Origin of the sequence: Qipengyuania sp. GPGPB31 (assembly GCF_038396345.1) — a bacterium.
Classification (GTDB): domain Bacteria; phylum Pseudomonadota; class Alphaproteobacteria; order Sphingomonadales; family Sphingomonadaceae; genus Qipengyuania; species Qipengyuania citrea.
In genome coordinates this window covers 1500591-1522330 of the sequence record NZ_CP149572.1, presented here as the reverse complement: position 1 = coordinate 1522330, position 21740 = coordinate 1500591, and the positions used below count along the sequence as shown (strand labels likewise).

At 65.4% G+C, this 21740-nt stretch carries 20 protein-coding genes and 3 pseudogenes; 16 read left to right on the top strand and 7 right to left on the bottom strand.

Features of this window, described 5'->3' with window-relative positions; translation table 11 throughout:
• Positions 1 to 34 precede the first annotated feature (34 nt).
• The 3 genes and pseudogenes from WKH79_RS07750 to WKH79_RS07740 all read left to right on the top strand — a co-directional run bounded on the left by WKH79_RS07750 (position 35) and on the right by WKH79_RS07740 (position 3753).
• A pseudogene (locus WKH79_RS07750) lies at positions 35 to 939 on the top strand (sulfite exporter TauE/SafE family protein).
• Positions 936 to 1688 carry a TIGR02186 family protein gene (locus tag WKH79_RS07745; protein WP_050600820.1) on the top strand — a complete coding sequence of 251 codons (753 nt, stop codon included), beginning with the start codon at positions 936 to 938 and terminating at the stop codon, positions 1686 to 1688. Before WKH79_RS07750 ends, WKH79_RS07745 begins: the two are co-directional and overlap by 4 nt.
• Before the next feature lie 99 nt (positions 1689 to 1787).
• Positions 1788 to 3753: pseudogene (locus WKH79_RS07740) on the top strand (DUF87 domain-containing protein).
• On the opposite strand, the gene WKH79_RS07735 reads toward WKH79_RS07740, so the two are convergent.
• The gene (locus WKH79_RS07735; RefSeq protein WP_341858514.1) at positions 3750 to 4484 is read right to left on the bottom strand and encodes a 7-carboxy-7-deazaguanine synthase QueE; all 735 of its coding nucleotides are present in this window, start codon (positions 4482 to 4484) and stop codon (positions 3750 to 3752) included. The pseudogene WKH79_RS07740 and the gene WKH79_RS07735 sit on opposite strands and share 4 nt — an antisense overlap.
• Before the next feature lie 330 nt (positions 4485 to 4814).
• Positions 4815 to 7601 (bottom strand): valine--tRNA ligase, encoded by a 2787-nt coding sequence (locus tag WKH79_RS07730; protein WP_341858513.1) that lies wholly within the window; start codon positions 7599 to 7601, stop codon positions 4815 to 4817.
• A 173-nt stretch (positions 7602 to 7774) separates the two neighbouring features.
• On the opposite strand from WKH79_RS07730, the gene WKH79_RS07725 reads away from it, so the two are divergent.
• From WKH79_RS07725 to WKH79_RS07700, 6 genes are all read left to right on the top strand, one after another.
• Positions 7775 to 8887, top strand: coding sequence for an ABC transporter permease (locus WKH79_RS07725; RefSeq protein WP_050600817.1), 1113 nt, complete (start codon positions 7775 to 7777; stop codon positions 8885 to 8887).
• The gene (locus tag WKH79_RS07720; RefSeq protein WP_050601000.1) at positions 8887 to 9789 is read left to right on the top strand and encodes an ATP-binding cassette domain-containing protein; all 903 of its coding nucleotides are present in this window, start codon (positions 8887 to 8889) and stop codon (positions 9787 to 9789) included. The genes WKH79_RS07725 and WKH79_RS07720 overlap by 1 nt, the downstream gene beginning before the upstream one ends.
• Before the next feature lie 9 nt (positions 9790 to 9798).
• Entirely contained in the window at positions 9799 to 10749 is a 951-nt protein-coding gene (locus WKH79_RS07715; protein ID WP_050600816.1) for an MlaD family protein, read from the top strand.
• 11 nt (positions 10750 to 10760) lie between these two features.
• Positions 10761 to 11345 carry an ABC-type transport auxiliary lipoprotein family protein gene (locus WKH79_RS07710; RefSeq protein ID WP_160765847.1) on the top strand — a complete coding sequence of 195 codons (585 nt, stop codon included), beginning with the start codon at positions 10761 to 10763 and terminating at the stop codon, positions 11343 to 11345.
• 124 nt (positions 11346 to 11469) lie between these two features.
• Positions 11470 to 12189, top strand: a complete 720-nt coding sequence (locus tag WKH79_RS07705) for a hypothetical protein (RefSeq protein ID WP_341858512.1) — start codon at positions 11470 to 11472, stop codon at positions 12187 to 12189.
• Complete coding sequence (locus tag WKH79_RS07700; protein WP_341858511.1) at positions 12186 to 12341, top strand: hypothetical protein; 156 nt, start codon at positions 12186 to 12188, stop codon at positions 12339 to 12341. Before WKH79_RS07705 ends, WKH79_RS07700 begins: the two co-directional genes overlap by 4 nt.
• Here WKH79_RS07700 and WKH79_RS07695 read toward each other — a convergent pair.
• The 5 genes and pseudogenes from WKH79_RS07695 to crcB form a co-directional block, all read right to left on the bottom strand.
• Positions 12338 to 13027 carry an ATP12 family protein gene (locus WKH79_RS07695; protein ID WP_341858510.1) on the bottom strand — a complete coding sequence of 230 codons (690 nt, stop codon included), beginning with the start codon at positions 13025 to 13027 and terminating at the stop codon, positions 12338 to 12340. The two genes, WKH79_RS07700 and WKH79_RS07695, sit on opposite strands and share 4 nt — an antisense overlap.
• A complete protein-coding gene (locus WKH79_RS07690) occupies positions 13024 to 13239 on the bottom strand; it encodes a hypothetical protein (protein ID WP_050600812.1) in 216 nt (71 codons plus the stop codon). Before WKH79_RS07690 ends, WKH79_RS07695 begins: the two co-directional genes overlap by 4 nt.
• Entirely contained in the window at positions 13226 to 13885 is a 660-nt protein-coding gene (locus WKH79_RS07685) for an HAD-IA family hydrolase (protein WP_050600811.1), read from the bottom strand. The genes WKH79_RS07690 and WKH79_RS07685 overlap by 14 nt, the downstream gene beginning before the upstream one ends.
• A pseudogene (locus tag WKH79_RS07680) lies at positions 13882 to 15002 on the bottom strand (RluA family pseudouridine synthase). The gene WKH79_RS07685 and the pseudogene WKH79_RS07680 overlap by 4 nt, the downstream one beginning before the upstream one ends.
• Positions 14999 to 15409, bottom strand: coding sequence for a fluoride efflux transporter CrcB (crcB, locus tag WKH79_RS07675; protein ID WP_063511588.1), 411 nt, complete (start codon positions 15407 to 15409; stop codon positions 14999 to 15001). Before crcB ends, WKH79_RS07680 begins: the two are co-directional and overlap by 4 nt.
• Before the next feature lie 220 nt (positions 15410 to 15629).
• Here crcB and rpsU point away from each other — a divergent pair, with 220 nt between their 5' ends.
• From rpsU to gatB, 7 genes are all read left to right on the top strand, one after another.
• On the top strand, positions 15630 to 15836 hold the full coding sequence (rpsU, locus tag WKH79_RS07670) for a 30S ribosomal protein S21 (protein ID WP_050600999.1): 207 nt from the start codon (positions 15630 to 15632) through the stop codon (positions 15834 to 15836).
• Positions 15837 to 15931: 95 nt separating this feature from the next.
• On the top strand, positions 15932 to 16492 hold the full coding sequence (locus WKH79_RS07665) for an FKBP-type peptidyl-prolyl cis-trans isomerase (protein WP_050600808.1): 561 nt from the start codon (positions 15932 to 15934) through the stop codon (positions 16490 to 16492).
• A 22-nt stretch (positions 16493 to 16514) separates the two neighbouring features.
• Positions 16515 to 18230 (top strand): DUF4153 domain-containing protein, encoded by a 1716-nt coding sequence (locus tag WKH79_RS07660; RefSeq protein ID WP_341858509.1) that lies wholly within the window; start codon positions 16515 to 16517, stop codon positions 18228 to 18230.
• Positions 18231 to 18287: 57 nt separating this feature from the next.
• Positions 18288 to 18590, top strand: coding sequence for an Asp-tRNA(Asn)/Glu-tRNA(Gln) amidotransferase subunit GatC (gene gatC / locus WKH79_RS07655; protein ID WP_063513054.1), 303 nt, complete (start codon positions 18288 to 18290; stop codon positions 18588 to 18590).
• A complete protein-coding gene (gene gatA / locus WKH79_RS07650) occupies positions 18590 to 20071 on the top strand; it encodes an Asp-tRNA(Asn)/Glu-tRNA(Gln) amidotransferase subunit GatA (RefSeq protein ID WP_341858508.1) in 1482 nt (493 codons plus the stop codon). The genes gatC and gatA overlap by 1 nt, the downstream gene beginning before the upstream one ends.
• Positions 20068 to 20208: a hypothetical protein gene (locus tag WKH79_RS07645; protein ID WP_156488953.1), complete on the top strand. Its 141-nt coding sequence runs from the start codon at positions 20068 to 20070 to the stop codon at positions 20206 to 20208. Before gatA ends, WKH79_RS07645 begins: the two co-directional genes overlap by 4 nt.
• Entirely contained in the window at positions 20201 to 21697 is a 1497-nt protein-coding gene (gatB, locus tag WKH79_RS07640) for an Asp-tRNA(Asn)/Glu-tRNA(Gln) amidotransferase subunit GatB (protein WP_341858507.1), read from the top strand. The genes WKH79_RS07645 and gatB overlap by 8 nt, the downstream gene beginning before the upstream one ends.
• The last annotated feature ends 43 nt before the right edge of the window (positions 21698 to 21740 follow it).

The following is a 21740-nucleotide window of genomic DNA, read 5'->3' as shown; positions in this document are numbered from 1 at the left end:
TTTATCCGTCACGCCGCTGCGATAGGGCGCAGGCATGGACGTCTACCTCCCTATCGCGAACCTGTCCGTCAACGGGCTATGGATCGTCGCGCTGGGGGGGCTAACAGGTGTGCTCTCGGGCTTGTTCGGAGTGGGGGAGGCTTCCTCACGACTCCGCTGCTGATCTTCTACGGAATTCCTCCGACCGTCGCTGCGGCCTCGGCTTCGACCCAGGTCACCGGGGCAAGCGTTACCGGCGTGCTGGCGCATGGCGGGCGCGGCGGCGTGGATTACCGGATGGGTATGGTGATGGTCGCCGGCGGCGTTATCGGTTCGGGCTTCGGCGCGCTATTGTTCCGCTTTTTCCGGTCGATCGGGCAGATCGATGTGGTCATTAGCGCGCTTTACGTGATCCTGCTGGGGACGATCGGCCTGCTGATGGCCCGGGAATCGGTCCAGACGCTGCGCGGGAAGGGCAATGCCCAGGCAGCGCGGCGGCGCCACCATCCCTTGGTCGCGAGCCTGCCGATGCGTTGGCGCTTCTATCGCTCGGGCCTCTATATCTCCCCGCTGGCTCCGCTGGTCGTCGGCATCGCGGTGGGCATCCTGACGATGCTGATGGGGGTCGGTGGCGGGTTCATCCTTGTGCCGGCGATGCTGTACATCCTCGGGATGAGCGCGAATGTCGTGGTGGGCACTTCGCTCTACAACATCCTGTTCGTCACCATGGCGACCACGATGATGCATTCGCTCACCACCAAGGCAGTCGATATCGTGCTGGTCTTCCTGCTGCTGGTCGGTTCGGTCACCGGGGCGCAGTTCGGTTCGCAGCTTGCGGTCAAGGCGAAGCCCGAAATACTGCGCCTGATCCTCGCCGCCATCGTGCTGATGGTGGCCTTTCGCATGTTCCTCGGTCTGTTCTACCAGCCCGATGAAATCTACACGATCTACCCGCTATGAGAGCGCTGCTGCTCCTTGCTTTCGCTTTCGCGCTGATGGGCCAGCGCGATCCCATATTGGTGCCCGAGGTCAGCCAGCACGAAGTGCAGGTGCGGCAGGGCTTTACCGGCACCGAGCTGCTGCTGTTCGGGGCGGTGCTCGATCCGCAGGGTCGCGCGGCGGGCAGCGACTACGATATCGTCGTCGTGCTCAAGGGACCGTCCGAACCCGTGCGGCTGCGCGAGAAGGAACGCTTCGCCGGAGTGTGGGTCAACGCTGCCAGCAGCGATTTCCGCTCGGTCCCGTCCTATTTCGCGGTCGCATCCTCCAAGCCGATCGCCGATATCGTCGATGAGAAAACCGCGGCGATCTACGAATTCGGCACCGCCTATATCCAGCTATCGCCCAGCGGTGTCATCGAACCCGAGGAACAGGCGCGCTTCAAGGCCGGACTGGTCGATCTCAAGACGCGGCAAGACCTCTACAAGCAGGATTTTCAGGGCGTCCAGATCAGCGAACAGGTGCTTTACCAGTCGCGTATCTCGCTGCCTTCCAATGTGTCGACGGGGACCTATACCGCCGAGACCTTCGCCGTGCGCGATGGCCGCGTGATCGCTTCGGCGCAGGCCGAGGTCGAAGTGCGCAAGGTCGGTTTCGAACGGCTGGTGGCCCGCTATTCGCAGGAATGGTCGCTGGTTTACGGGCTATTGGCGGTGATGCTGTCGGTCGGAATGGGCTGGGCGGCCGGGCGCCTGTTCGCGCTTATCTGACGCGCAAGCGCGGTTTTGCGTTGACCACATCTTAAGCACTTTCGGTCAGGCATGCTGCGTGCGCGATGGGCGCATTCAACGCAGGATACCGCCGGATCGATGACCGATATGGGCAAGCCGATTTACCGTACGTTCGACCCGTCGAAGGAAACCGGGGCCGAGCCGCCGGAAAAGCATAGGCGGTCGCTGCGCGACCGGATCATGCGTGGCGGCGATGCGGCTGCGCCTGCCCCCGCCCCATCGCCGTCGGGCTATGTACACCAGCCGCCGGAAAGGACCGAAAGCCAGCCGCCCGAAACGCAGGCGGATGACCGGCCCCAGCCAGTGCAGCCGGCACCGCCTTCAGCGACCGCAGACGAACCGGCCGCCCCGGCGCAGGAACAGGCGCGGAGCGACGGTACGGCAGCCGACGAGGCAGCCGCCCCGAGCCGAGCGGCTTCGCAGGCGCCCGCACCGACGGCCAGCGAGAACGCCGACCAGCCGATCGGCGTGGTGCTGGAAATCTCGGGCGCGGGTTCGCAGGTGGCGATCGATCTTGTGCGGCTCAATAAATGCGCGGCCGATGCCGATCCCTCGATCGCCATGGCCGGGCAGGTCGGATCGCAGATCAAGATCCGTGTCGGCAACAGCTGGCTGCTTGCGAGCGTGCGGAACCAGAAGCAGGACCGCAAGGCGGGGTCGATCCTCGCCAATATCGATTTCCTCGGCGAAGGCGCGGAAGAGAAGCTGACCGGCAAGCTGCACGCTTTCCGCCGCGGCGTGACCCGCTATCCGGTACCCGGCGCGATGGTCTATCCTGCGACCACGGCCGACCTGCGGCAGGTCTATGCCAGCGACGGACGCAGCGCGATCACCATCGGCAAGGTCTATCCGACCAAGGACATTCGCGCCGGCATCTATGTCGACGCGATGCTGGGCAAGCATTTCGCGCTGCTTGGCTCGACCGGTACGGGTAAATCGACCAGCGCGGCGCTGATCCTCCACCGGATCTGCGAAGCTGCGCCCGATGGCCATATCGTGATGGTCGACCCGCATGGCGAATATGCCTCGGCCTTCCGCAACACTGGCATGATCCTCGATGTGTCGAACCTGCAGATGCCGTACTGGATCATGAACTTCGAAGAGCATTGCGAAGTGCTGCTGACCAGCAATGGCAACGAGCGGCAGGTCGATGCGGATATTCTGGCCAAGTGCCTGCTCAAGTCGCGCCAGAAGAGCCGGCTGGCGGAGAACATGAGCAAGATCACCGTCGATTCTGCCGATCCCTTACCTGCTCTCCGATCTCTCGAACGAGTTGCAGGATGCGATGGGCAAGCTCGACAAGGCGACCAACTCCGCGCCCTACATGCGGATCAAGAACAAGCTCGACGAGATCAAGAGCGATCCGCGCTACCAGTTCATGTTCTCGGGCATGCTGGTGGCCGACACGATGAACGACTTCATCGCCAAGATCTTCCGGATGCCCTCGAACGGCAAGCCGATCTCGATCATCGACGTTTCCGGTGTGCCGTCGGACATCACCGCGACCGTGGTCGCAGTGCTCAGCCGGCTGGTGTTCGACTTCGCCATCTGGAGCCGCGACGAACGCACCTCGCCGATCCTGCTGGTGTGCGAGGAGGCGCACCGGTACGTCCCCAACGAACAGAATGCCGACGGCAATTCGGTGGGCACCATCCTGTCGCGGATCGCCAAGGAAGGCCGCAAGTACGGCATCAGCCTTGGCCTCATCACGCAGCGTCCGTCCGACCTTGCCGAAGGCGTGCTGTCGCAGTGCGGCACGATCCTGTCGATGCGGCTCAACAACGACCGCGACCAGGACTTCGTCCGCGCGGCGATGCCCGAAGGTGCGCGCGGCTTCCTCGATGCCATCCCCGCGCTGCGCAACCGGGAATGCATCATCTGCGGCGAAGGCGTGGCAATCCCGATCCGCATGAGCTTCGACAATCTCGAGGAATCCAAGCGGCCCGCATCGGAGGACCCCAGCTTCATCGAACTGTGGAACCAGACCGGCGGCGAGGAAGAGATCGTCGAGCGCACCGTCCAGCGCTGGCGCTCGCAGGGCTAGGTCCCGCGCGTATCGCCGAACAAATGGATATGCAGCCGGTCGCTCATCCTGAAGCCGTGTTCGACGCATAGCGGCGCGAGCCACTGCTCGCGTTCGCGCAGCGTCTCGCTGTCGGTGCCCTCGGGCATCAGGAAGACGTGGTCGGGCTTGAACCGGTAGCGATCGCGCAGCGCCAGCACCTCGTCGAGGTCCGCCGGCGCAGCGATCACGAATTTGAACCAGGCGCGCGGGTCGGTGGCATAGGCGTCGAGCCGCTCGGGGATGAGCGCCAGTTCCGCAGGATTGCCGCTATGCGCCAGCTTGGGGCTGACGTTGAACTGGTCGATGCGGATGTGGAGCGCGGGGCTCGCCCTGGTCGTGCCGTTGGTCTCGATCTCCACCGTGACGTCGGGCAGGTGGCCCAGCAGCCGCGCCAGCGCGGGCGCCTGCAACAAGGGTTCGCCGCCGGTGATCACCAGGCGCTTCTGGCCCAGCGCGGTGATCCGCGCGGCAACCTCTTCCTCGTCCAGCGTGAGCTGGTTGGCCGTGCGGTCGAATTCGACCCCGTCGCGGTGCGGCCGCTCGTCGCCCGCGAAGTGCCAGGTATAGGCGGTGTCGCACCACACGCAGGCGAGATTGCAGCGCGACAGCCGCAGGAAGGTGCAGGGCATGCCTGCACTCGGCCCTTCGCCCTGCACGCTGGCGAAGATCTCCGGCTCACCCGGAGCCTGGGTGGCGAGGGCTAGCGGCATCGGGCAGGCTCACTCGGTTCGTCGTGCGCGGCGCACACATGGACCGCATGGACCAAGGTCCAGGCGCAAAAATCGAACCGATCAGTCATGCGGGGTTTGATCGATGCACTCGATTGAACATGCGCTTCGCAAGCGGGGGTAGGATCGTAGGCCATTGCCGCGTTCATGACACAATCGGGGCGCGTAGGAAATCGCCGCCCTCGTTCACCCCATCCGCCACCCCGGCCTCCGAGCCGGGGTTGGGCTGTTCCTCGTTGCGGGCACAAGGCCGAGCGAAGAAGCCTGACCCCGGATCAAGTCCGGGGTGACGAGAGGGGTAGGCGTGTTTTCTCAGCCGAGCCGCGCGAGGGCGGCTTCGAGCCGCGCGACTTCGGCGGTGTGGTGCGCATGGTCGGCGCGCGCCTTCTCGACCGCTTCGGGCTTGGCGCGTTCGATGAAGTTCGCGTTCGACAGCCGGCCTTCGAGCGACTTGGCTTCCTTGGCGGAGGCCTCGATTGCCTTGGACAATCGCACTTTCTCAGCACCGATATCGATGATTCCCTCAAGTGCGGCGAAGGAATGAAGGTGGGGAACGGTTATCTGCATCGAGCCGGAAGTCATCTGTTCCGCTATCTCATCGATATAGTCGTCCCACTCAGAGTCTGAGCGCGGCATGTCACCGGGAAACGGTGCCAGTCCAGAAAATCTGACCCGACCGAGTCGCTCAATAGCGGACTTGTTTCGTACAACTCGGTCTAGGCCTTTACCTTCGCTGGAGTGGCCAAAGACGAAATCTAGAATAGCACCAGCAGGGACATTCAGCTCCATTCTACCAGAACGGATCTTCGATATGAGGTCGATTACCCAATCGATTTCCCCTTTCGCTTCCATGTCGATGGCTACGCTGGGTTCGGGCCATTTCGCAGTGATCAGCGGATAATCGGCGCGGTCGCCCTGCTTGGACCACAGTTCTTCGGTGATGAAGGGCATGAACGGGTGCAGCATCACGAGGATCTGGTCGAGTGCCCAGCCGGCGACCGCCCTGGTTTCCTCGTCGAAATTGCCTTTGACCAGTTCGATATACCAGTCGCAGAACCGGTCCCACACGAAATGATAGATCGTATTTGCCGCCGCATCGAAACGCAGATCGGCCAGCGCAGTGTCGAGCGCCTGTTTGGTCTGGACAACCTCGCCGATGATCCAGCGGTTGACCGCATGGGTGGCCTTGGGCGCCGCGATGCTGGTGCTCGCGCCGATGCCGTTCGACTGGCAGAAGCGCGTCGCGTTCCACAGCTTGGTCGCGAAGTTGCGGTATCCCTCGATCCGCTTATCATCCATCTTGATGTCGCGGCCCTGGCTTTCCATCGCCGCCATGAAGAAGCGCAGCGCATCGGCGCCGTACTGGTCGATCAGCCCCAGCGGGTCGACGACATTGCCCTTCGACTTGGACATCTTCTGCCCATCCGCCGCGCGGACGAGGCCGTGCAGATACAGCTTGGGCCACGGGTTCTGCCCGGTGGTGTACTGCCCCATCATCATCATGCGGGCATCCCAGAAGAACAGGATGTCGAAGCCGCTGACCAAAAGGTCGTTGGGATAGTGCTTGGCGACAAGGTCGATCTGCTCGGGCCAGCCGAGCGTGGCGAAGGGCCACAGCGCAGAGGAGAACCACGTGTCGAGCACGTCTTCGTCGCGGGTCAATGCGGCGCCTTCGCCTGCCTGCGCCTGCGCTTCCTCCTCGGTCAGTGCGACATAGGCCTTGCCTTCAGCATCGTACCACGCCGGGATCCGGTGCCCCCACCACAGCTGGCGGCTGACGCACCATGGCTGAATGTTTTCCATCCAGTTGAAGAAGGTCTTCTCCCAGCTCTTCGGAACGATCTCGACCTCGCCGTTCTTCACTGCCTCGATCGGCTTTACCGCCAGCTTCTCGGCATCGACATACCACTGGTCGGTCAGCCAGGGTTCGATCACCACGCCGCCACGGTCGCCGAAAGGCGTCGCGATGGTGCGCGGCTCGGCGTCGAGATCGATGACCTCGTCTTCCCCGCCCTTGACCTCCTTGGTCACGGTATAGGGGATCAGGCAGCCGCATTCCTTGAGCCGCTGGACCACCAGTTCGCGCGCTCCGTCGACCCCGTCACGCTTGAAGCGGTGCAGGCCGAGGAATTCCTCGGGCACCAGATCGTCGGCGGTCTGGCAGACATTGGCTTCCCCATCGAGCATGTTGAGCATCTCGGCGGGCTTGAACCCGGCGCGCTTGCCGACTTCGAAATCGTTGAAATCGTGCCCGGGGGTGATCTTCACCGCGCCGCTGCCCAGTTCGGGATCGGCATGTTCGTCGGCGACGATCGGCACGCGGCGGCCGGTGATCGGCAGCACGACATGCTTGCCGACCACGCTGGCATAGCGCTCGTCCTCGGGATGCACCGCCACCGCCATGTCGGCCAGCATGGTTTCGGGGCGCGTAGTCGCAACCTCGATATAGTCGCGTCCGTCGGCCAGCGTGACGCCGTCTTCAAGCGGATAGCGGAAGTGCCAGAACGAACCCTTCACATCCTGCGTTTCAACCTCGAGATCGCTGATCGCGGTCTTGAGCTTGGGGTCCCAGTTGACCAGCCGCTTGTCACGGTAGATCAGCCCGTCGTTATAAAGATCGACGAAGGTCTTGGTCACCGCCGCGCTGAAATGCGGGTCCATGGTGAACTGTTCGCGTGACCAGTCCATCGAGCAGCCGAGGCGGCGCAACTGGCGCGTGATCGTGCCGCCGCTTTCCTCTTTCCATTCCCACACCTTGGCCACGAAATCCTCGCGGCTGTAATTGGTGCGCTTGTCCTGCTTCGCCTCCAACTGGCGTTCGACGACCATCTGCGTGGCAATGCCCGCATGGTCGGTGCCAACCACCCACAGCGCGTCCTTGCCGCGCAGCCGTTCGTAGCGGATCATGATGTCCTGCAGCGTGTTGTCGAGCGCATGGCCGATATGCAGGCTGCCGGTGACGTTGGGCGGCGGATTGACGATCGTGTAAGGCTGCGCATCGGGGCGTTCGGGGCGGAAGAGGCCTTCCTGTTCCCAATGCGCGTACCAGCGCGCCTCGATTGCGGCCGGGTCGAAGGTCGTGGGTAGCTCGGTGCTCATGGTTTCCTGTTCGTAGACGCTCTCGTCCCGCGCCTGCCCGTACGCCCCCGGGAAGTCGCAGCCAAATGGTGAGCACCGCCTTTGCCAGCGCGCTTGTTGCGATGCAACGTTGCAGGTGACACCCGGCGATCGCCGCTTGGCAAGCGGCGGATTTGCTCGCATACCGCGCGGCAATGGGTGGTTTCGCCGAATACGATCTGAGCGAAGATGGCGATGGGGGCAATGTGCTTGCCCTGTCGGGGCCCTATCTCGTGTCCACCGTCGGCGCGATCGATCAGGATCTGCGTGCACTGGATGGCCCGATCGCCCGGATCGATCTGGCCGATGTGACCGAGATCGACACCGTCGGTGCCTGGATCGCCTGCAGCCTGGCGCGCGAACACGAGGCCGAGATTTCCGGCGCGAGCGAGCGCGCCGAACGCCTGATGGGCGCGCTGAAAGGGACCGGGTCGGAAGAGCAGATCGCCGCTCCGCGCCTGCCCGTATGGGAACGTGTGCCCACGGTGATGGGCGAGAAGATATACGCTGCGCGCCGCGGGATCTACGGTGTGGTCGGCTTCCTCGGCGCGCTGTTGCTGTCGATGGGCAGCCTGATCCGCCACCCCCGGCGGTTCCGCTGGCTGGCGCTGGTCCGCCAGCTCGAGCTGGTGGGCGTCTCGGCGCTGCCGATCATCGGCTTGATGAGCTTCCTTATCGGCGTGGTCATCGCGCAGCAGGGCGCGGTCCAGCTGGCGCAGTTCGGGGCGGAGACGCTGACCGTCAATCTGGTCGGGCGGATCACCTTGCGCGAACTGGGCGTGCTGATGACCGCGATCATGGTCGCCGGCCGGTCGGGCAGTGCCTTCGCCGCGCAGATCGGTACGATGCGGCTGACCGAGGAAGTCGATGCGATGCAGACCATCGGCATATCGCCGATGGAAGCGCTGGTCATTCCCCGCGTCATGGCCGCCGTGCTGATGATGCCGCTGCTGGGCTTCTATGCCGCGGGTGTCGCCATCGTCGGCGGTGCGGTGGTCGGGCAGTTCATGCTGGGCATTCCGTTCTGGACCTTCCTCACCCGGATCCAGGACGTGGTCCCGATCTACGATTTGTGGGTCGGGCTGCTGAAGGCGCCGGTCTTCGGGCTGATCGTGGCGCTGGCAGGCTGCTATCACGGCATGCAGGTCAAGGGTAATTCGGAAGAAGTCGGCCGGCGCACCACCATGGCCGTGGTCACGGGGATCTTCGCAGTGATCGTCATCGACGCCTTCTTTGCAGTCTTCTTCACCAAGATCGGGTGGGGCTGATGGCGCAGGACGAAGCCGGGCGCGAACTGGGCCGCCACGAACGTTATCGCGGCGATTACCCGATCGTCGTCGAAGGGCTGACCAATGCCTTTGGCGACCAGGTCGTCCATCAGGATCTCGATCTCAAGGTCCGGCGCGGCGAAATCCTCGGCGTGGTCGGCGGTTCGGGCACTGGCAAAAGCGTGCTGATGCGCTCGATCATCGGGCTGCAGCATCCCACCGCGGGCGACATCAGCGTGTTCGGCCGCTCGACCATCGACAGCGATCCCGAGGTCGATATCGGCGTGCGCAACCGCTGGGGCGTGCTGTTCCAGGGCGGGGCGCTGTTCTCGACCCTGACCGTGGGCGAGAATGTCGAGGTTCCGCTCAAGCAGTTCTACCCCGAGATCGAGCCCGAACTGCGCCACGAGATCGCCCGCTACAAGGTCGTGCTGTCGGGCCTGCCCGAAGAAGCGGTGGGCAAATACCCTTCCGAACTGTCGGGCGGCATGAAGAAGCGGGCCGGGCTGGCGCGCGCGCTGGCGCTCGATCCCGAGCTGCTGTTCCTCGACGAACCCACCGCCGGGCTCGATCCGATCGGCGCGGCCGCGTTCGACCAGCTGACGCTGGAACTGAAGGAGACGCTCGGGCTGACCGTGTTCCTCATCACCCACGATCTCGATACGCTGCACGAGATCTGCGACCGCGTCGCCGTGATCGCGGACAAGAAGGTCATCGCGGTCGACACGGTGCCGAACCTGCTCGATCTCGATCACGAGTGGATCCAGCAATATTTCAACGGTCCGCGCGGGCGCGCGGCGCTGACCGCGCAGGCGCTCGACGAATTGCGCCGGCACATGGACGAACCGGTCGCTGCGCATGCGGTCAAAGCGTTGGACAAACCGCCTGCGGGCAAGGCATAGGGCGAACCAATGGAAACGCGGGCAAATCACGTTTGGGTAGGGGCGGTTACGCTGCTGATCCTTGGCGCGCTCGCGCTGTTCATCGTGTGGCTCGCGCGGCTCGGCGGCGGGGACCAGAACGAATACGACATCTTCTTCAAGCAGTCGGTCGCGGGTCTTGCCAATGGCAGCTCGGTCGATTTCGCCGGCGTGCCGGTGGGGCAGGTCAACCAGATCGAATTGTGGGACAAGGACCCCGAATTCGTCCGCGTGCGGATCAAGGTCAAGGAAAGCGTGCCCATCCTCGTCGGCACCACCGCGACGATCCAGGGAAGTTTCACCGGCGTGTCGACGATCACGCTCGACGGCGCGCGCAGCGGTGCGCCGCCGATATCGTGCGAGACCACCGCCTGCACCGAAGGCGTGCCGATCATTCCGCCCACCACTGGCGGCGGGTTCGGCGCGGTGCTGGCCAGCGCCCCGCTCCTGCTCGAGCGGCTGGCCACGCTGACCGAGCGGCTGACCGTCCTGCTGAGCGATCGCAACCAGGAAGAAATCTCGCAGATCCTCGCCAACACCAATGCCGCCAGCGCGGGCTTCGCCGCTGCCGCGCCGCAGCTCGAACGCACGATGGCCGAACTGCAGGTGACGCTGCGCGAAGCCAGCGAGGCGCTCGACCAGTTCGAACAGGTCACCGCCTCGACCGATCGCATCATCAACCAGGAAGGCGAGGCGATTGCCCGCGACCTGCGCTCGACGCTGAAATCGGCTAGCGGCGCTGCGCGCGCGCTCGAAGACACGCTCAACGAGGCGCGGCCTGCGACCAAGCAGCTGACCGAAAGCACGCTGCCCGCCGCTGAAGCCACGCTGCGCGACCTGCGCGCGACCAGCAAGGCGCTGCGCGACGTGACCGAAACGATCGACGAAAAGGGCGCCGGCGCGCTGCTTTCCAGCCAGCCGCTGCCCGATTACAAGCCGTAAGGGGCACCAGCATGACACGCATGACCAAACTTGCTGCGCTGGCTCCCGCCCTGCTGCTGGGCGGCTGCCTGAGCTTTGGCGGCGAGGCGCCCGACAGCCTGCTGACCCTGACCCCCGCTGCCACCGCCCCCGCCGGCGAAAGCGCCGCGAGCGACCGGGGCACGGCCTTGGCGATCGTCCCTTTCGAGGCGACCAAGGCGCTCGATGTCACGCGGGTCCCGGTGCAGGTCACCGACACCGAGCTGGCCTATCTGCAGGATGCGTTCTGGGTCGACCGGCCCGCCCGCCTGTTCGGCCAGCTGGTGGCCGAGACGATCCGCTCGCAAAATGGCCGCGTGGTGGTCGATGGCGACGATCCCGGCCTGAACGCGGCGGACCGCCTTCACGGTTCGCTGCGCGCGTTCGGCTACGATGCGCGGACGCGCGAAGTGGTGGTGGTGTTCGACGCGGTGCGCAATGGCGCGGGCGCAAGCGCAATCAGCCGCCGCTTCGAGGCGCGCGTGCCCGTCGCCGCACCCGAGACCGAGTTCGTCGGTCCGGCGCTCAACCAGGCGGCCAACCAGGTCGCCGGTGAAATCGCCGACTGGCTGAACTGAGCGGGGCGCTGCGGCTCCCGCCGTGTCGCCAGTCGAAGGAGGGGCGACCGTCGTCGGGGACGACTTGGCCAGTCATGACTTCGCCGTGCAGATATGAGATCATGTTCACTCGGGGAGGGTGATTATGAACTCGAAACTTGCCGGGATCATCCTGCTGACGCTGGGCGCAGCGAGCGCGTACGCTCTGGCAGGGGAAGGCGAGGGGCATATCGAACGCCCCTATCTGGGCCAGGAACCGCCCGGATCGGCGCCCGAACCCTTCGCGCTCGGCATCATTACCACCAAGGGCTGGGAATACGGCGGCGTTTTCTCGCCCGACATGCGCGAGTTCTACGTCCTCAAGCGCGACGAAAACGAGACCACTTGGCAGCACGTCTACCGCTACCGGGAAGGCGAGTGGCACGATGAGGTGTTGTGGGAGCGACAGGGCACCCCGTTCATCGCCCCCGATGGGCAGACCATGCATATCGGGCGCGCGTACAAGGTCCGCGATGCCGATGGCTGGTCGGAGACGAAGCGGCTCGGTGAGGCTTTCGAACCGTTCAGGATCATGCGCCTTACCGCATCGGCGCGGAACACTTACTATTTCGACGAGGTCGGATCGGCCGGCGATGGCCGCATCCGCTATTCACGCATTGTCGATGGCGAACGCCAGGCGCCCGAGCTTGCCAGCGCGGCGATCAATACCGGCACATGGCTGGCCCATCCCTTCATCGCGCCGGACGAATCCTACCTTCTGTTCGATGGGCGCAGGGAGGGCGGCTATGGCGATTCCGACATATACGTCAGCTTCCGGCAGGCCGACGGGAGCTGGGGGAAGCCATCAATCTGGGCGAAACCGTGAACACCGCACGCTGGGAAGCGTCGGCCACGGTGACCCCCGATGGCAAATATCTGTTCTTCCATCGCACCGTCGGCGAAGGGGACAACGACATCTTCTGGATGGATGCCGCCATCATCGAGCGCCTGCGGCGCAGGCAGGCGGGCCGGAACTAGAGCAGCCGTACGAAGGCCATCGCCTTGAGGAATGCCTCCAGCCGCTTCGCGCGGCGCGCGGCGGCTTCCTCGTCCGCGCCCCATTGTTCGATCTGCCAGTCTTCCTCGAGATTGGCCGCTGCCCACAGCGCTTCGCCATCTGCATCGTGGCCGAGCGCGGCCAGGCCGACGCACAAGGATGCGGAGAGCGCAGTCAGCTGTTCGAGCGCAGCGAGGGTGAAATCATCCAGGCTTTCCACCCGGGCTTTCAGCCGGTCCATCGTGGCCGGGGCGTGCGGTTTCGCCACCACCCCGCTGACGCGTTCCAGCACGATGCCTTCGCGGGCCTCGAGCGTTTCGACCAGCGGGTCCCACATGTCGCGCTGGCGATGCCACAGCGGCTCGTCCGGATCGGCGCGATAGCAAAGCGTGTCGGTTTCGGCATAGCGCAGCAGCTTGGCGATTGCCGCGGCGCGGCCTTCGGGCAGCGTGTCGAGCGCGTAATCGGCCATGTCGCGATAGGCAAAGCGTGCCGGATCGATCGTCTCGCCCTGTCCATCCCATTCGCTTGCGAGCGCTTCTGCCAGCGCAAGCGAATCGACGACCTGCTGCCGCCCGCCCTGCGTTTTCAGCGGCCGCCCGTCGAGGAACACCTGATGGCCGGAAGCTGCGCGTTCGACATGGACGCGCGTATAGAACCGCTTCACTGGCCGCTTCTCCAGCGCTTGGCGAGCACGATCGGGAGGATGAATATCTCGGCCACGCCCAATGCGACGAGGATATAGCCGGCAATCTCGGGCAGGGGCAGGATGCCGCCCAGCACCAGCGCGCCCAGCACCGCCGTCACGACCCCCGACAATCGCACTGCCTGGATCGTCAGGAACCGCGCCTTGGCCGGGTCATGGTCAGTTTGTCCCACGGATCAGGTCTCCCAATTGCTGTGCGGTTTCGGCCACCGCGCTGGCCCCGGCGTCGAGCAGTTCGCGCGGTTCGTGATAGCCCCAGGCCACGCCGATCGCGCGGACGCCGGCTGCCTGCGCCATTTCCATGTCGAAACTGGTATCGCCGATCATCACGGCGTCGGCAGGCGCCACGCCGGCATCGCCCAGCGCGGCTTCGAGCATGGCGGGATGCGGCTTGGAGGGATGGCGGTCGGCGGTCTGCAGCGAAACGAAGCGATGCTTGATCCCATGCGTGTCGAGGCACGCGTGGAGCCCGCGGTCGCTTTTGCCGGTGGCGACGCCCAGCAGGCGGCCTTCGGCATCGAGTTCGTCGATCAGCGCGGCGATGCCGGCATACAGCGGTTCGCGCAGCGCGCCCGAGAGGCGGAGCTCGCGGTAACCCGCCTTATAGGCCTCGACCACGGCATGGCGTTCGTCGTCGGTGGCATCGGGGGCCAGTTCGCGCAGCGCAAAGGGCAGGCTCAACCCGACGATCCGGCGAACCTTGTTGCGTTCGGGCGCGGCCAGGCCGGTATTGCGGAAGGCCAGTTCCATCGTCTCGCAGATCGCCGCCTGCCCATCGACCAGCGTGCCGTCGCAATCGAAGACGACCAGCCGGCTCACTTGCGCGGGCCCTTCGGCTTGCCTTTCGCCATCGCGCCCCGCGCCCGGCGCGGCGAGCGCTGCGACTTGCGGAAGTTCTTCGCATGCTGGCGGGCCTGCTGCTTCTTCTCCTCGCGCGTCTTGGGCGGCGGATCGTCGCGCATCGGGGCGGCATCGGACAGGTTCACGTCGAACCCGAGCTGCTCCATCGAGGCGGCGAAGTGTTCGGGCAGGTCGGCGGTCACGTCGAGCTTGCCGCCGTCGGGGCTGTCGATGATCAGGCGCCGCGCATGGAGGTGCATCTTGCGGCTGATCGAGCCGGTCAGGAACGCTTCCTTGCCGCCATATTTGCCGTCGCCCACGATCGGGTGGTCCATCGCCGCGCAGTGCACGCGGAGCTGGTGCGTGCGGCCGGTCAGCGGCTGCAGTTCGAGCCAGGCGGCTTTCTTGCCCACCGCGTCGACGACCCGGTACTTGGTCTTGGCCGGCTGGCCGCCCTCGTGGTCGACATGCATTTTCTCGCCGCCCGATCCGGGCTGCTTGGCAAGCGGCGCCTCGATCACGCCTTCCTTCACATCGGGCACGCCGATTACCAGCGCCCAGTAGATCTTCTTCGCCGACCGGCCCGAGAAGCGCCTGGAGAAATAGGCCGCGCTGCCGGGCGTGCGCGCCACCAGCAACACGCCGCTGGTGTCCTTGTCGAGCCGGTGAACCAGCCGCGGGCGCGGATCGTCCTCGCCTTCGACATATGCGTCGAGCAGGCCGTCGACATGGTTGAACGTGTTCGTCCCGCCCTGCGTCGCAAGGCCCGGCGGCTTGTTCAGCACCAACGCGCCCTTGGTCCGCTCGATCAGCATGGCCTGCGCCTGCTCGATCTCGGCGGGCTTGAGCTCGCGCTTCGCCTTGGGCTGCTTGTGCGGCGCATCGCCCCCGGGGGCACGCGGATCTGCTGCCCCTCGGCCAGCCGGTCGTCGGGCTTGACCCGCTTGCCGTCGACCCGGACCTGGCCGGTGCGCGCCCATTTGCTGACCGTGCCGAAGCCGACCTGCGGCAGGTGCCGCTTGAACCACCGGTCCACCCGGATGCCGTCGTCATCCGCCTCGACGGTGAAATTGCGTACTTCGTCGGAGGTATTCATCCTGCCATCCTCATCACGCCGAGACCGACCATCAGCCCGGTGATGCCCAATGCAATCGACAGCACTGCATAGAGCAGGGCGAAAAGATATTGTCCGCGTTCGATCAGCAGCACCATTTCAAGGCTGAACGCGCTGAATGTGGTGAAGCCGCCCAGCAGCCCTACACCCAGCAGCAACCGCAATTGCTCGCCTTCCCCGCTGCCGTGGCGTGCCAGCCAGCCGGCCAGCAATCCCATCGCGAGACTGCCCGCGGCGTTGGCCGCCAGCGTGGCGAAGGGAAAGGCGGTCACGACCGGCGCGCCGAGCCAGCCGGTCATCGCGCGGCCGAGCTGCCAGCGCAGCACCGCGCCGAACCCGCCGCCGATAAAGACGTGCAGCGCGGCAACGAAAGGAGAGAAGGTGGACATCGCCGCTGCCCTTAGCCGCCAATTGCCCCTGCGTCATCCCGATGCTGCAGCATGCGACAAAGACTTGCCTTCGGCTGCGAGAATCCGTATGTGCGCACCCGTTCGAGCCGGTCCGGAACGGATTCGGCGCGCTTTTCGTTGAACAAGCGAAACCCCAATTCAGGAGGCATACCCCGCTTTTGCGCGGGCTCTGGCCCGCAAAGTCGAGGTATTGAAGTTTATGCAGATCATGGTTCGCGATAACAATGTCGACCAGGCCCTCCGCGCGCTCAAGAAGAAGCTGCAGCGTGAAGGCGTGTATCGCGAAATGAAGCTGCGCCGCCACTACGAGAAGCCCAGCGAAAAGCGCGCCCGCGAAAAGGCGGCTGCGGTCCGCCGCGCGCGCAAGCTCGAGCGCAAGCGGCTGGAGCGCGACGGCGCCAAGTAAGTCGCTATTGCGACTGCTACCAAGCTAAGCCATGAGGGCGCGGAGCAATCCGCGCCCTTTGCGTATCCGCCGTTGCGAATCCGGAAGAGACTTTCATGACCGAGATCACCCGCGTTCCCCTCCAGCCCATCAAGAAGGGCTCGCTGACCAAATTATGGCTCGGCGTGCTGCTTGCCGTCCTCGTCGCCGCGGGTCTTGCCTGGGCCGCCATGCCGCGCGGGCTCGATGTCGAAACGGTAACCGCGGGCTCTGGCGATTCGCCGCAGCTCGGCGATGTCGTGTTCGTCAATTATGTCGGCACGCTGGCCGACGGGACCGAATTCGACCGGTCGCAGCCGCTGCCGGTGCCGCCGGGCCTGTTCCCCGAAGGCAATCCGCTGCTGCTCGAGGAAGGCGCGATCATCGACGGCTTCATCGAGGGGCTGCAGCAGATGCAGAAGGGCGGCAGCTACGTGCTGACGATCCCCGCCGATCAGGCCTATGGCGCCGAACCGCCGCCGGGCTCGCCGATCCCCGCCAATGCTGATCTGGTGTTCGAAGTGGAAGTGGTCGACTTCATGAGCCGCGACGACTTCCAGGCGCGCGCCGCTGCCCTCCAGCAGATGATGGGGCAGCAGGGCGCCGACGGCCAGGCGGGACCCCCGCCGGCGCAATAGGCCGGCCGCCGGGGGAGGGCGCATGATCGAGGCAACCGCCGTTCACGCGCCCGCAGCCCATGCCGACTGGCCGCTGCGGCCCTGGGCGCTCGCCGTCCTGCTGGGCCTCGCCGGGCTCGCCGTCCACCTGCTGTCCGACTGGAACGCGGCCGACATGCCGCCGTGGCGGGCCGCGCTCGCCGCCGCTTTCGTCTTCGGTCCGCTGGCGCTGGCCTTCACCGTCGAGCGTATCCGCTGGCAGGAGCCGCTGGTCTTCGCCGGGCTGGTCGCGCTGGTCATGGCGGGAATCGCCTGGCGGGTGACGAGCGCGGGCGACCGCTATGCCGACGAGCCTTTCTGGGTCGCCGCCGGGCTGGTCGCGATAACGCTGGCCCTGCCGCTGTTCCAGGCGGGGTTCCACCGGCTGCGCTGGCGGACGGCCTACGACCAGACCCACTTCCACGTATGGACCGATGCGATCAGCGGCGTCGGGGCGCTCGCCTTCACCGGCGTATCGTGGCTGCTGGCGGTGCTGCTCGCCGCGCTCTTCTCCGCCATCGATATCGACGTGGTCGAGAACGTGGTCGACGAGGCCTGGTTCGGCTGGATCTTCTCGGGTTCGGCATTCGGCGCCGCCTTGGGCGTGCTGCGCAACCAGTTGAAGATCATCGGCACGCTGCAATCGGTGGTGATGCTGGTGTTCTCGATTATCGCCGTGCCGCTGGCGGCCGCGCTGGCGATCTTCCTGCTGGCCGTGCTGGCAAGCGGTATTGCGGTGCTGTGGAATGCGACCGAAAGCCCCACGCCGCTGCTGCTGTCGGTGGCGGTGGCGGGCTTCGTCCTGGTCAATGCGGTGATTCGCAACGCCGATCACGAAGTCAGCGCAAATCGCGTCTTGCGCTGGGCCGCTTTGGTGCTGGCGCTGGCGATCTTCCCGCTGGCGCTGCTGGCGGCAGTCTCGACCGGAACGCGGGTCGCCGAATACGGGCTCAGCCCCGAACGGCTCTGGGGCATCGTCGCGGTGGCGGTCGCGGTCGCTTACGGCATGGCCTATTTCATTGCACCGATCCGCGGACGACTGATCGGCTGGATGGACCGCGTCCGCACCGCGAACATGCATCTCGCGGTGGCGACCTGCGGGCTGGCCTTCATCCTCGCGCTGCCGCTGTTCGATTTCGGTGCGATATCGGCGAAGAACCAGATCGCCCGGCTCGAAAGCGGCAGGGTTGCGGTGGACGACTTCGACTTCGACGCGCTGCGCTGGGAATTCGGCGAGGCCGGGCGCGAAGGACTGGCGCAGCTGGCGAAGGGCAGTGATGCCGAGGTGGCAGAACTCGCTGCCGGTGCCCTCGCGCAGGAAGCCCGCACCTATCGGGATGTCGAGAGAGGCACCGAGCGCAACGAGCGGCTCGCGAATTTGCGGATGCAGTTCGAGGACGAGACGCTGCGCCGCCACGTCGAGAACCATGTGCGCGCCTCGCCGTGGCGCTGCGACAACCCTTGCGTGGCGCTGGATGCCGGGGCTGGGGACAATGGGCGGCGCAGGGTCGCCCTGGTCGAGGACGGGCGCATCGCCTGGGAAGAGTTCGATCTTGCCGGGCCCGCCGATCAGACAGCTGTAACGGCAGCCCGCGAAGCCGCGATCAGGGCGGAGTTCGACGCTCCGGATCAGCGCGCGGGATCGCAGGTGGAAATCCGCGAATGGACCGGGCGGCGGGTCTATATCGACGGTCAGCCCGCAGGCGATCCCTTCGAATAGCATTGCGCTGCAGCATCGCTGCTTGAAGCGGGCCGCGCGCGCGGCTAACGCGCGAGCATGTCAGTCACACGCGAAGAAGTGGCCAAGATCGCCTCGCTCGCCCGCATCAAGATGGGCGATGACGAACTCGATACGATGGTCCCCGAACTCAACAATATCCTCAACTGGGTCGAACAGCTGGGCGAGGTCGATACCAGCGGCGTCGAGCCGATGACCGCGGTCATCCCCAACACGCTGCGCCTGCGCGACGATGTCGTCGACGCCGACCCGCTGACCGCTGGCGGACGGCGCGAGGATGTGCTGGCCAATGCCCCCGCCGCCGAACACGGCTTCTTCGGCGTGCCCAAGGTGATCGAATAATGAGCGAATTGACCGATCTCGGCGTCAAGGCGATCCGCGATGGCGTGGCGGGCGGCAGCTTCACCGCGCGCGAAGTGGCGGAAGCCTTCAACGCCGCCGTGGCCGAAGCGGCCGACCTCAATGCCTTCATCGTGACCACGCCGGACCATGCGCTGGCGGCGGCCGATGCCGCCGATGCCAAGCGCGCCAAGGGCGAGGATCTGGGCATCATGGGCGGCGTGCCGATCGGCATGAAGGACCTGTTCGCCACGAGGGGCGTGCAGACCACCGCTGCGAGCCATATTCTCGAAGGCTTCACGCCGCAGTACGAAAGCACTGTCAGCCAGAAGCTGTGGGATGCGGGTGCGGGCATGCTGGGCAAGCTCAATCTCGACCAGTTCGCGATGGGTTCGTCGAACGAGACCAGCTATTTCGGCAATGTCTCCTCGCCGTGGAAGAAGAACGGCACCAATGCCGCGATGAGCCCGGGCGGTTCGTCGGGCGGTTCGTCCAGCGCGGTCGCCGCGCGGATCGCGCCCGCTGCCACCGGCACCGATACCGGCGGTTCGATCCGCCAGCCCGCCGCCTTCACCGGTATCTGCGGGATCAAGCCGACCTATGGCCGCTGCAGCCGCTGGGGCGTGGTCGCCTTCGCTTCCAGCCTCGACCAGGCGGGCCCGATGGCACGCAGCGTCGAAGACTGCGCGATCATGCTCGAGGCCATGGCCGGTTTCGATCCCAAGGACGCGACCAGCCTCAAGCTGGACGTGCCGCAGTGGGAAGCGGGCCTGTCGGCAGACCTCAAGGGCAAGAAGATCGGTATCCCGAAGGAATACCGGATGGACGGCACCGATGAGGCCATTCTCAAGAGTTGGGAACAGGGCAAGGAATGGCTGCGCGATGCGGGCGCCGAGATCGTCGATATCTCGCTGCCGCATACCAAATACGCGCTGCCCGCATATTACATCGTCGCGCCCGCCGAGGCATCGAGCAATCTCGCGCGCTATGACGGCGTGCGCTATGGCCTGCGTGACCTGCCTGACGGGGCGGGCCTGCAGGACATGTATGCCGCCACCCGCGCCGCCGGTTTCGGCGACGAGGTCAAGCGCCGTATCCTGATCGGCACCTATGTGCTGAGCGCCGGCTTCTACGATGCCTATTACACGCAGGCGCAGAAGATCCGCACGCTGGTGAGCCGGGACTTCGAGCAGGCGTTCGGCCAGTGCGACGCGATCCTCGCGCCCACCACTCCGACCGCCAGCTTCCCGCTGGGTTCGCTCAATGAAGACCCACTGACGATGTATCTCAACGATGTCTTCGCCGTGCCGGCATCGCTGGCCGGCCTGCCCGCGATGAGCGTACCTGCCATGGTCAATGACGACGGCCTGCCGCTCGGGCTGCAGATCGTGGGCAAGCCCTTCGACGAACAGGGTGTGCTCAACACCGGACTCGCGATCCAGCAGCGCGCCGGGTTCGACGCGCAGCCGGAGAAATGGTGGTGAACGAGGCCATCTTCACGCTGGTCGCCGCGGTGGCGGTGCTGGGCGTGATGGCGCTGCCCGCGATCCTGTCCAAGCGGATCAACCACGGCGAGGCGCGGTTCAAGAGTGACAATGGAAAGCCTAAAGACGATGAGTAACTACCGCATCCAGGGCGCAACGGGCGAATGGGAGGTCGTGATCGGCCTCGAGGTCCATGCGCAGGTCACCTCCAACGCCAAGCTGTTCAGCGGCGCGTCGACTGCCTTCGGTGCCGAGCCCAATACGCAGGTCAGCCTCGTCGATGCGGCAATGCCCGGCATGCTGCCCGTGCCCAATCGCGAGTGCATTCGCCAGGCGGTGCGCACCGGCATGGCGATCGAGGCGCAGATCAACCAGTGGTCGCGGTTCGACCGCAAGAACTACTTCTATGCCGATTTGCCGCAGGGCTACCAGATCAGCCAGCTCTACCACCCGCTGGTGGGTGAAGGGCAGCTGCTGATCGATGCCGACGAGAAGGCCGGCATTCCCGAGGACAAGGTCATCGGGATCGAACGGATCCATGTCGAACAGGATGCGGGCAAGCTGATGCACGACCAGCATCCGACCATGTCCTATGTCGACCTCAACCGCAGCGGCGTGGCGCTGATGGAAATCGTATCGATGCCCGACATGCGCAGCCCCGCCGAAGCGGGCGCCTATGTCCGCAAGCTGCGTTCGATCCTGCGCTATGTCGGTTCGTGCGACGGCAATATGGAAGAGGGCTCGATGCGCGCCGACGTCAATGTCAGCGTGCGCAAGCCCGGCGGCGAGCTGGGCACCCGGACCGAGACGAAGAACGTCAACTCGGTGCGCTTCGTGATGCAGGTCATCGAATATGAAGCCAACCGCCAGGTCGACGTGATCGAGAATGGCGGCAGCGTGGACCAGGAAACGCGGCTGTTCGATCCCGGCACCGGCACCACCCGGACCATGCGCAGCAAGGAAGATGCGCATGACTACCGCTATTTCCCCGATCCGGACCTGCTCCCGCTCGAACTGGAGGACAGCTTCCTCGAGGAATGCCGCGCCTCGCTGCCCGAACTGCCCGACGCCAAGCGCAAGCGGTACGAAAGCGAACTGGGCCTGACGCCTTACAACGCGCGCGAACTCACAGCCGAGGTGGAAACCTTCGCACGGTTCGAAACGCTTCTTGCGGCGACCGCGGCCAAGATCGGCAAGAGCGAGGCCGAGGTCGCCACGCAGGTCGCCAACTGGGCGCTTTCGGTCGCGCCGGGCGTGGTCAAGTCGCTGGGCGATGAAGCCGATATGGCCAATGCCACTGCCGCAGCGCAGGCCAGCATCCTGGCGATGCAGGACAAGGGCGAGATTTCCGGCGGACAGGCCAAGGAAATCTACGAAATCGTCCTCAAGGTTGGCGGCGAGCCCGAGACGATCGCCGACGAAAAGGGCCTCAAGCAGGTGTCCGATACGGGGGCGATCGAGGCCGCCATCGAGGAGATCCTTGCCAACAATGAGGACAAGGTCGAGCAATATCGCGGCGGCAAGGACAAGCTGTTCGGTTTCTTCGTCGGCCAGACGATGAAGGCGATGCAGGGCAAGGCCAATCCCGCGGTGGTCAACCAGATCCTCAAGGACAAGCTGGGCTGAACCGTCCCGGCGCCTGACCAAGGCAATGCCCGGGGTCCGCTAG

Excerpts from the sequence above, each read along its gene's own strand:
- WKH79_RS07725 (WP_050600817.1), top strand. The coding sequence starts at position 7,775 with ATGGGTGGTTTCGCCGAATACGATCTGAGCGAAGATGGCGATGGGGGC.
- WKH79_RS07715 (WP_050600816.1), top strand. The coding sequence starts at position 9,799 with ATGGAAACGCGGGCAAATCACGTTTGGGTAGGGGCGGTTACGCTGCTG.
- WKH79_RS07660 (WP_341858509.1), top strand. The coding sequence starts at position 16,515 with ATGATCGAGGCAACCGCCGTTCACGCGCCCGCAGCCCATGCCGACTGG.
- gatB (WP_341858507.1), top strand. The coding sequence starts at position 20,201 with ATGAGTAACTACCGCATCCAGGGCGCAACGGGCGAATGGGAGGTCGTG.
- WKH79_RS07745 (WP_050600820.1), top strand. The coding sequence starts at position 936 with ATGAGAGCGCTGCTGCTCCTTGCTTTCGCTTTCGCGCTGATGGGCCAG.
- WKH79_RS07710 (WP_160765847.1), top strand. The coding sequence starts at position 10,761 with ATGACACGCATGACCAAACTTGCTGCGCTGGCTCCCGCCCTGCTGCTG.
- crcB (WP_063511588.1), bottom strand. The coding sequence starts at position 15,409 with ATGTCCACCTTCTCTCCTTTCGTTGCCGCGCTGCACGTCTTTATCGGC.
- WKH79_RS07705 (WP_341858512.1), top strand. The coding sequence starts at position 11,470 with ATGAACTCGAAACTTGCCGGGATCATCCTGCTGACGCTGGGCGCAGCG.
- WKH79_RS07665 (WP_050600808.1), top strand. The coding sequence starts at position 15,932 with ATGACCGAGATCACCCGCGTTCCCCTCCAGCCCATCAAGAAGGGCTCG.
- WKH79_RS07720 (WP_050601000.1), top strand. The coding sequence starts at position 8,887 with ATGGCGCAGGACGAAGCCGGGCGCGAACTGGGCCGCCACGAACGTTAT.
- WKH79_RS07735 (WP_341858514.1), bottom strand. The coding sequence starts at position 4,484 with ATGCCGCTAGCCCTCGCCACCCAGGCTCCGGGTGAGCCGGAGATCTTC.
- WKH79_RS07730 (WP_341858513.1), bottom strand. The coding sequence starts at position 7,601 with ATGAGCACCGAGCTACCCACGACCTTCGACCCGGCCGCAATCGAGGCG.
- rpsU (WP_050600999.1), top strand. The coding sequence starts at position 15,630 with ATGCAGATCATGGTTCGCGATAACAATGTCGACCAGGCCCTCCGCGCG.
- gatA (WP_341858508.1), top strand. The coding sequence starts at position 18,590 with ATGAGCGAATTGACCGATCTCGGCGTCAAGGCGATCCGCGATGGCGTG.
- gatC (WP_063513054.1), top strand. The coding sequence starts at position 18,288 with ATGTCAGTCACACGCGAAGAAGTGGCCAAGATCGCCTCGCTCGCCCGC.